Below are 7,588 nucleotides of genomic sequence, written 5' to 3'. Positions count from 1 at the left end.
CACGGTATAGATCCCCAACCCTCCTGCAAGCGTCGCAGAAGGAAGATAGGTGGCCGACTTTTACGCCGCCCGAAGCGGGACTATCCCGCCGCTACCGTGGACTAATTTTGCACCGCCGCTCTCAGTTGTTGCCGTAATATTTCAGCGGATCGGCGACCGATTCCGGCACCACGATGGAGCCGGCGAAGTGGATGATTTCATGGATGTCATGGTCCTCGATCAGTTGCCGCACCAGCGCGATATCGCCGGCATGGCCCTGCACGAAGCTGGCGCGCCCATCGATGGCCCAGTCAAAGCCGGTCACCAGATTGTCGAGCACCACCACGGTCTCGCCGGCATCGGTGAGATTGAGCACCATATGACTGCCGATATAACCGGCCCCGCCGGTGACCAATATTGCCATGCGAGCCTCCCGAAATTGGCTTATTCCGCCGCGATCCGTGATGCCTCGGCGGCGCGTTCACTGAACGGGCCGGGGTTGCGCTCCGGTGCGGTGAAGACCTGCGCCAGCGAGTGCAGCTTCGGCCCCCGGCTGCGCACCATCTCCAGCAGGTCGTCCTCGTCCTGGCCGGCAATGCTGATCAGCTCGCTGCGCCGCAAAATGCGGAAGGTGGCGCTGTCGATGATGGCAATGGTGCCGCGATGCACCAGCGCCTGAATGCTGCGGCTGACGCTTTCGACCGTGGTGCCCAGATAGGTGGCGAAGTCACGCCGCCCCATGGGGACATGGACAGTGGCGACACGCTCGCCGGTCTGGGCTTCGGTGGTCAGCAGTTTGAGCACCATGAAAGTCGCCATCCGCTCGATGATGCTCTGGCAGGCCAGCACCAGAATCCGCTCATGCGCCGCATCGAGCTGGTGCAGGTTTTCCATATGGATGACATGTTCGAGATTGGGATTGGCCGAGAGCTGGGCTTCGAACACCGCCCGGTCGAAACAGGCCAGCACCACATCGGTGGCGGCCTCGATGGTGAACTCGGTGGCGACGCCGAAAATGCGGCCGAAAAACCCTGGCGCTTCGATGATGCCGATAATGTTGGAACGCCCATCCGGCAGGAAGGTCACCAGCTTCACCGTGCCGCTGATCACATAGCCGACAAACGCCGCCAGACCCGGTCCGCTGATGGTCTCGCCACGCGAAAACTGGCGCACCCGCGCGCCGGTTGCTTGTCGGTCGAGGAAGCCGGGAGGCAATGGTGAGGAGCTTGCAGTGCTGGCTAAAATTGGGCGGTTCATTGAAGGGCTCCCCGACTCGTTTTCTTGAGTCTGAGTAGAGCGGAATCGCGCTGGGTCAGCTATTTACGATGGTCTGGGCATTGTTCAGACAAAGGCTCCGAAGCGCCGGAGCCGTAGGTCGGACGCCGCATCAGACCTTGGTCCCATCGGCTGGAACAGGGCCGATGGGACAGGTGGACGACAAGCGCAAGAAAACTGCCAGCATGCTGGCAGAAGGTGCTGGATCGCCTGAGCGGCGCGGCGCTCAATAAATCGCCGGTTCGCCGGGGCTTGGGCCGAATTCGGTGCGCAAAAAGTCGAAGTCGCAGCCTTCATTGGCCTGCTGCACATGCTTGGAATACATCCAGCCATAACCCCGGAGATAATGCGGTTCTGGCGCGGTCCAGGCGGCCTGCCGTTCGGCCAGTTCGGCGTCGGAAATATCGAGGTTGAGGCTGCGCCCGGCGACGTCGAGGCTGATCATATCGCCGGTCCGCACCAGCGCTAAAGGCCCGCCAATAAAGGATTCTGGCGCCACGTGAAGGATGCAGGCGCCATAGCTGGTGCCGCTCATCCGGGCGTCGGAAATCCGCACCATGTCGCGCACACCCTGCTTCACCAGCTTGCGCGGAATCGGCAACATCCCCCATTCCGGCATCCCCGGCCCCCCCAGCGGTCCAGCATTGCGCAGGATCAAAACATGGTCGGCCGTGACGTCGAGATCGTCATTTTCGGTGGCGGCTTTCATCTCGGCATAGCTGTCAAAGACGATGGCCGGGCCGGTATGGCGCAGGAAACGCGGGTCGCAGGCGCTGGGTTTGATGACGCAGCCATCGGGAGCGATATTGCCCTTGAGCACGGCCAGCGCGCCTTCGGCATAGACCGGATTATCCAGCGGACGGATCACGTCGTCATTGTAAACCACTGCACCTGCTATGGAATCGGCGATGGTCGTGCCGGCGACGGTCAGGCAATCGAGATGCAGGAAATCGGTCAGTCGGCTCATCAGCCCCTTGAGGCCGCCGGCGAAATAGAAGTCCTCCATCAGATAACGATCACCCGATGGCCTGATATTGGCCAGCACCGGCACCCGCCGGCTCGCCGCCTCAAAGTCATCGAGGCCGATATCCGCCCCCGCCCGCCGCGCCTGGGCGATCAGATGAATAATGGCATTGGTCGAACACCCCATCGCCATGGCGACGGTGATGCCGTTCTCAAAAGCCGCCCGGGTCTGGATGCGCTTGGGCACCAGATCTTCCCACACCATCTCCACCACCCGCCGTCCAGCGGCGGCGCACATGCGGATATGGGCGGAATCGGTGGCCGGTATCGAGGAGGCGCCGGGCAGGGTCATGCCGATGGATTCGGCAATGGCGGTCATGGTGCTGGCAGTGCCCAGCGTCATGCAATGGCCGGCGCTGCGGGCGATGCCGCCTTCCATTTCCTGCCAATCCTGCTGGCTGATATTGCCGGCGCGGCGCTCATCCCAGAACTTCCAGGCGTCCGACCCCGAGCCTAGTTCCTTGCCCTGCCAATTGCCGCGCAGCATGGGGCCGGCGGGCACGAAAATGGTCGGCAGGTTGGCGCTGGTCGCGCCCATCAACAGGGCGGGAGTGCTCTTGTCGCAGCCGCCCATCAGGATGACGCCATCGACCGGATGGGCGCGGATCATCTCCTCGGCATCCATGGCCAGCATGTTGCGATAGAGCATCGAGGTCGGCTTGAGAAAGGTCTCGGAGACCGAGAGCGCCGGCAGCTCGATGGGGAAGCCCCCCGCCTGCAACACGCCGCGCTTGATGTCTTCGACGCGCTGCTTGAAGTGGCCGTGGCAGGGATTGGTGTCCGACCAGGTGTTGAGAATGGCGATGACCGGCTTGCCGACCCAATCCTCCGGGCTATAGCCCATCTGCAGCAGCCGCGAACGATGGCCGAAGCCGCGCAGATCGTCGGGCGCGAACCAGCGCGCGCTGCGCAAATCCTCGGGCTGTTTGCGGGTCACTGGGGTGTGGTTCTGGTTGGTCATGGCGATCTCCGTGTCTCCTTCATTGAGCCTTGGCAAGGTTCCATACAAGACTTGACGCGTTTCTAATATCTGATATTTCACATTTCAGAAATATCGGGAGGATGGAATGAACTTGAACCTGACGCGACGTCACTTCATTGCCGGCACATCGATGCTGGCGCTGGCGGGCATGGCCGGCCTGCGCCCCGCTTTTGCGCAGGACAGCCGTCTGCGCCTGAGCTGGTGGGGCAATGCCGAGCGCGCCGAGCGCACCAACCAGATCATCGACCTGTTCAAGACGGCCAATCCGGGCGTCGAAATCGACGGCCAGACGCTGCCCGGCGGCGGCGATTACTGGACCTGGCTGGCGACCCAGACCGCAGGCGGCAACCCGCCCGACGTGATCCAGATGGATTACCGCTATATCTTCGAATATGCCGGCCGTGGCGTGCTGCTGCCGCTGGACGAACTGATCGCCTCGACCATCGATCTGTCCAACTGGCCCGAAGAGCGCATCGAGGTCGGTCGCGTCGATGGCAAGGTCTATGGCATCAGCCTGGGCGCCAATACCGGTGCCGTCATCCTCAATCAGACCGCCTGGGACGAAGTCGGCCTGACCCCGCCGACCATCGGCACCACCTGGGAAGAATTCGCCGCGCTCTGCGCCGAACTCACCGCCAAGACCACGCGCACGGGCTTCTCCGGCACGCAGGATGCCAGCGGCCACGAGACCAGCTTCGAGACCTATCTGCGTCAGCGCGGCAAGGCCATGTATGCCGCCGAGGGCGGGTTGGGCTTTGAAGTTGACGATGCGCAGGCATGGTTCGCCTTGTGGGCCGAGATGCGCAAGTCGGGCGCTTGCGTGCCGGCCGATGTGCAGGCGCTGTCGCAGGGCAATGTCGACACCAGCGTCGTCACCGTGGGCAAGGCCGCGACCGGCATTGCCCAGTCCAACCAGCTGGTGAGCTACCAGAAGGCCAACACCGATCAGCTGGCGATGACCGGCCTGCCGGTTATCGCTGGCGGCCAACCGGGCCAGTATCTCAAGCCGTCGATGTATTTCAGCTTGAGCTCGAAGGTCACCAATCCTGAATTGGCCGGCCAGTTCCTCAATTTCTTCCTCAATGACAGCGCAGCGATGAACATCCTGGGCGTCGAGCGCGGTGCGCCCGAAGATCCCAAGACCCGTCAGGCGATTTCGCCGGGCCTCGATGCCTCCTCGCAGGCGGCTCTGGCCTATCTCGATGGCATCGCCTCGCTGGTTGGTCCGCTGCCGCCGGCGCCGCCGCAGGGCGCTGGCGAAGCTACCACCGTGCTGATGACGGTGTCGGAAGAAGTCGCCTTCGAAGCCACATCGGTCGAGCAGGGCGCTGCCGATCTGCATGCAGGCATGGCTGAAGCCCTGGCACGCGGCAAGTAGCGCTATCCCTCCCTCCCGCCCGGCCTCTGGTCGGGCGGGGTTTTTTTGAAGACAGCACGGACAGGCCATGACCGAGATCACCCAGCCCGTCGTCCTGCCCCAGGGGGCCGGGCGCAGTCGCAGTTTCTGGTGGCAATCGCAGGCTGCCCGCAGCCGGGCCTTGGCCGGCTATGCCTTCCTGTTCCCCTGGCTCATCGGCTTCGTGCTGCTGACCGTGGGGCCCTCGGTCATTTCGCTGTATCTGTCGTTCACCAATTTCGACCTGCTGACCCCGCCGACCTGGCTCGGGGCCGACAATTACACCCGCATTCTCACCGCCGACCCCAAATTCATGGCGTCGATGCGGGTCACCTTCATGTTCGTGTTGCTCTCGGTGCCGCTCAAGCTGGCGCTGGCGCTGCTGGTGGCGGTGGCCCTCAACAAGGGGCTGGAAGGGCTGTCGATCTACCGGGCGATTTTCTATCTGCCGTCGCTGCTGGGCGCGAGCGTCGCCATCGCCATGCTGTGGCGTCAGCTGTTTTCGGGCGACGGGCTGATCAACATGGCACTGGCCAATTTTGGCATTATCGGGCCGAGCTGGATTTCCAATCCGAATTATTCGATCTGGACCCTGGTGGTGCTGAGCGTCTGGCAGTTCGGTGCGCCGATGATCATTTTCCTCGCCGGACTGCGGCAGATTCCGGCCGATCTCTACGAGGCGGCGAGCATTGATGGCGCCAGCCGCTGGCGGCAGTTCATGCGCATCACCGTGCCGATGATCACCCCGGTGCTGTTCTTCAACCTGATCATCCAGACCATCGACGCCTTCAAGTCGTTCACCCCGTCCTTCGTGATTTCGGGCGGTAGCGGCGGGCCGATCAATTCGACACTGTTCTACACGCTCTATCTCTATCAGGAGGCCTTCGGCTTCTTCCGCATGGGCTATGCCTCGGCGCTGGCCTGGATCCTGCTGGCGATCATCGCCGGCTTCACCGCCATCTCCTTCTTCAGCGCCAAATTCTGGGTGCATTATGACGACTGATAAAGCCACGCTGAAGCGCTGGACGGTCAAGGGCGGGCTGCATGTCCTGCTGATCGCCACCTCGATTCTCATGCTCTATCCGCTGCTGTGGATGTTCTCGGCCTCGGTGCGGCCGGAAGCCGAAATCTTCCGCTCCAATGGCTTGTGGCCATCTGAAGTCAGCTTCGATGCCTATGTGCGCGGCTGGACCATGATGCGCGTCGGCTTCGGCACATTTTTCAGCAATTCGCTGATCATCGCGGTGCTCAGCGTCATCGGCAATGTGGTGAGCTGCTCGCTGGCCGCCTTCGCCTTTGCCCGCATCGAGTTTCCCGGTCGCAATATCTGGTTTGCGCTGATGCTGGTGACGCTGATGCTGCCCAGCCAGGTGACGCTGATTCCGCAATATGTGATGTTTTTCAATCTCGGCTGGGTGAACACTTTCCTGCCGCTGGTGGTGCCGAAATTCCTTGCCGCCGATGCGTTCTTCATCTTCCTGATGGTGCAGTTCTTCCGTGGCCTGCCCAAGGAACTCGATGAAGCCGCCATCATGGATGGCTGCTCGCCCTGGCGCATCTACTGGAAAATCCTGTTGCCGCTGTCGACGCCGGTGCTGGCCACCGCCGCGATCTTCACCTTCATCTGGACCTGGGACGATTTCTTCGCGCCGCTGGTCTATCTCAGCGATATCCGCAATTTCACCGTGACCCTCGGGCTGCGGGCCTTCACCGACGCCACCGGCGATAGCGACTGGGGCGCCATGTTCGCCATGTCGACGCTGACGCTGCTGCCGGTGATCGTCTTCTTCCTGGTGTTCCAGCGGCTGCTGATCGAAGGCATTGCCACGACGGGGATGAAGCGATGAGCCGGTTGCGCGTCGGAATTGTCGGATGTGGCGCGGGCCGCACCCATCTGGTCGAAGGCTATGTGCCCAATAGCGAGCGCTATGTGGTCGTGGCGCTGTGCGATCTCAACGCTGAGCGCCTCGCCAGTGTCGCCGACGAGTTCGGTGTCGAGCGCCGGGTGACCGATTTTGATGCGCTGCTGGCGATGGACGATATCGACGTCATCGATATCTGCACGCCGCCTGGCGTGCATCTGCAGCAGGTGCTGGCCGCTTTGGCGGCGGGCAAGCATGTGGTGTGCGAGAAGCCACTGGTCGGCTCGCTCGCCGATATCGACCAGATCATCGCCGCCGAGGCCGAGGCCAAGGGCCGGCTGATGCCGGTGTTCCAATATCGCTTCGGCAATGGCGTGGCAAAGGCCAAGGCGGTGCTCGATGCGGGGCTGGCGGGGCGCGCCTATGCCGGGACGGTGGAAACCTTCTGGCGGCGTGGGCCTGACTATTATGCCGTGCCGTGGCGCGGCAAATGGGCCACCGAATTGGGCGGCGTGTTGATGGCCCATGCCATTCACCCGCATGACATGATGACCTATCTGATGGGGCCGGTGGCGCGGGTGTTCGGGCGGGTCGACACGCGAGTCAATCCGATCGAGGTGGAAGACTGTCTCTCGGCCTCGCTCAAAATGGCCAATGGGGCGCTGGTGTCGCTGACCGCGACACTGGGTTCGGCCGATCAACTGACCCGCATAAGGCTGGCCTTCGAGCATCTGACGCTGGAAAGCGACCACGCGCCCTATCGGCCCGGCGAGGCCGATTGGCAGATCATTCCCAAAACGCCCGAAGTCGGGGCCGCCATCGAGCGGGTGCTGGAGAACTGGCAATTCGTGCCCTCGCGCCACACCACGCAGTTGCGGCTGTTCCATGAGGCGATTGTCAGCGGCGGACCGTTGCCGGTGACCACCGGCGATGCGCGTCAGGCGCTGGAGCTGGTGACGGCGCTCTATCACTCGTCAGAAACCGGGCAGGACATCGCGCTGCCTTTGCCGGCATCCCATCCAAAATATGCGAGCTGGGTTCCGGCCCAATATCGTTCGAGCGGAGACTGAA

At 62.7% G+C, this 7,588-nt stretch carries 6 protein-coding genes and 1 pseudogene; 4 read left to right on the top strand and 3 right to left on the bottom strand.

The window, feature by feature from the left end:
* Nucleotides 1–124 precede the first annotated feature (124 nt).
* The 3 genes and pseudogenes from ACX3OZ_RS15025 to araD form a co-directional block, all read right to left on the bottom strand.
* Nucleotides 125–403 (bottom strand): annotated as a pseudogene (locus ACX3OZ_RS15025) (NAD-dependent epimerase/dehydratase family protein); the annotation flags it as partial.
* A gap of 20 nt (nt 404–423) precedes the next feature.
* A complete protein-coding gene (locus ACX3OZ_RS15020; RefSeq protein WP_459104803.1) occupies nt 424–1,236 on the bottom strand; it encodes a Crp/Fnr family transcriptional regulator in 813 nt (270 codons plus the stop codon).
* Between the two features lie 244 nt (nt 1,237–1,480).
* Nucleotides 1,481–3,238 carry an L-arabinonate dehydratase gene (gene araD / locus ACX3OZ_RS15015; protein ID WP_459104802.1) on the bottom strand — a complete coding sequence of 586 codons (1,758 nt, stop codon included), beginning with the start codon at nt 3,236–3,238 and terminating at the stop codon, nt 1,481–1,483.
* A 106-nt stretch (nt 3,239–3,344) separates the two neighbouring features.
* Between araD and ACX3OZ_RS15010 the strand changes: the two genes are divergently transcribed.
* From ACX3OZ_RS15010 to ACX3OZ_RS14995, 4 genes are all read left to right on the top strand, one after another.
* Nucleotides 3,345–4,637, top strand: coding sequence for an ABC transporter substrate-binding protein (locus tag ACX3OZ_RS15010; protein WP_459104801.1), 1,293 nt, complete (start codon nt 3,345–3,347; stop codon nt 4,635–4,637).
* Between the two features lie 67 nt (nt 4,638–4,704).
* A complete protein-coding gene (locus ACX3OZ_RS15005) occupies nt 4,705–5,658 on the top strand; it encodes a carbohydrate ABC transporter permease (protein ID WP_459104800.1) in 954 nt (317 codons plus the stop codon).
* Nucleotides 5,648–6,502, top strand: a complete 855-nt coding sequence (locus tag ACX3OZ_RS15000) for a carbohydrate ABC transporter permease (RefSeq protein ID WP_459104799.1) — start codon at nt 5,648–5,650, stop codon at nt 6,500–6,502. Before ACX3OZ_RS15005 ends, ACX3OZ_RS15000 begins: the two co-directional genes overlap by 11 nt.
* Complete coding sequence (locus ACX3OZ_RS14995) at nt 6,499–7,587, top strand: Gfo/Idh/MocA family protein (protein ID WP_459104798.1); 1,089 nt, start codon at nt 6,499–6,501, stop codon at nt 7,585–7,587. The genes ACX3OZ_RS15000 and ACX3OZ_RS14995 overlap by 4 nt, the downstream gene beginning before the upstream one ends.
* Nucleotide 7,588 lies beyond the last annotated feature (1 nt).

The organism is Devosia sp. A369 (assembly GCF_054489345.1).
Note: the sequence above shows the minus strand (reverse complement) of the source record. Positions and strands in the feature narration are given on the sequence as shown.

Bases quoted from the DNA above. Each gene is read 5' to 3' on its own strand.
- ACX3OZ_RS15020 (WP_459104803.1), bottom strand. From the start codon at position 1,236: ATGAACCGCCCAATTTTAGCCAGCACTGCAAGCTCCTCACCATTGCCT.
- araD (WP_459104802.1), bottom strand. From the start codon at position 3,238: ATGACCAACCAGAACCACACCCCAGTGACCCGCAAACAGCCCGAGGAT.
- ACX3OZ_RS15010 (WP_459104801.1), top strand. From the start codon at position 3,345: ATGAACTTGAACCTGACGCGACGTCACTTCATTGCCGGCACATCGATG.
- ACX3OZ_RS15005 (WP_459104800.1), top strand. From the start codon at position 4,705: ATGACCGAGATCACCCAGCCCGTCGTCCTGCCCCAGGGGGCCGGGCGC.
- ACX3OZ_RS15000 (WP_459104799.1), top strand. From the start codon at position 5,648: ATGACGACTGATAAAGCCACGCTGAAGCGCTGGACGGTCAAGGGCGGG.
- ACX3OZ_RS14995 (WP_459104798.1), top strand. From the start codon at position 6,499: ATGAGCCGGTTGCGCGTCGGAATTGTCGGATGTGGCGCGGGCCGCACC.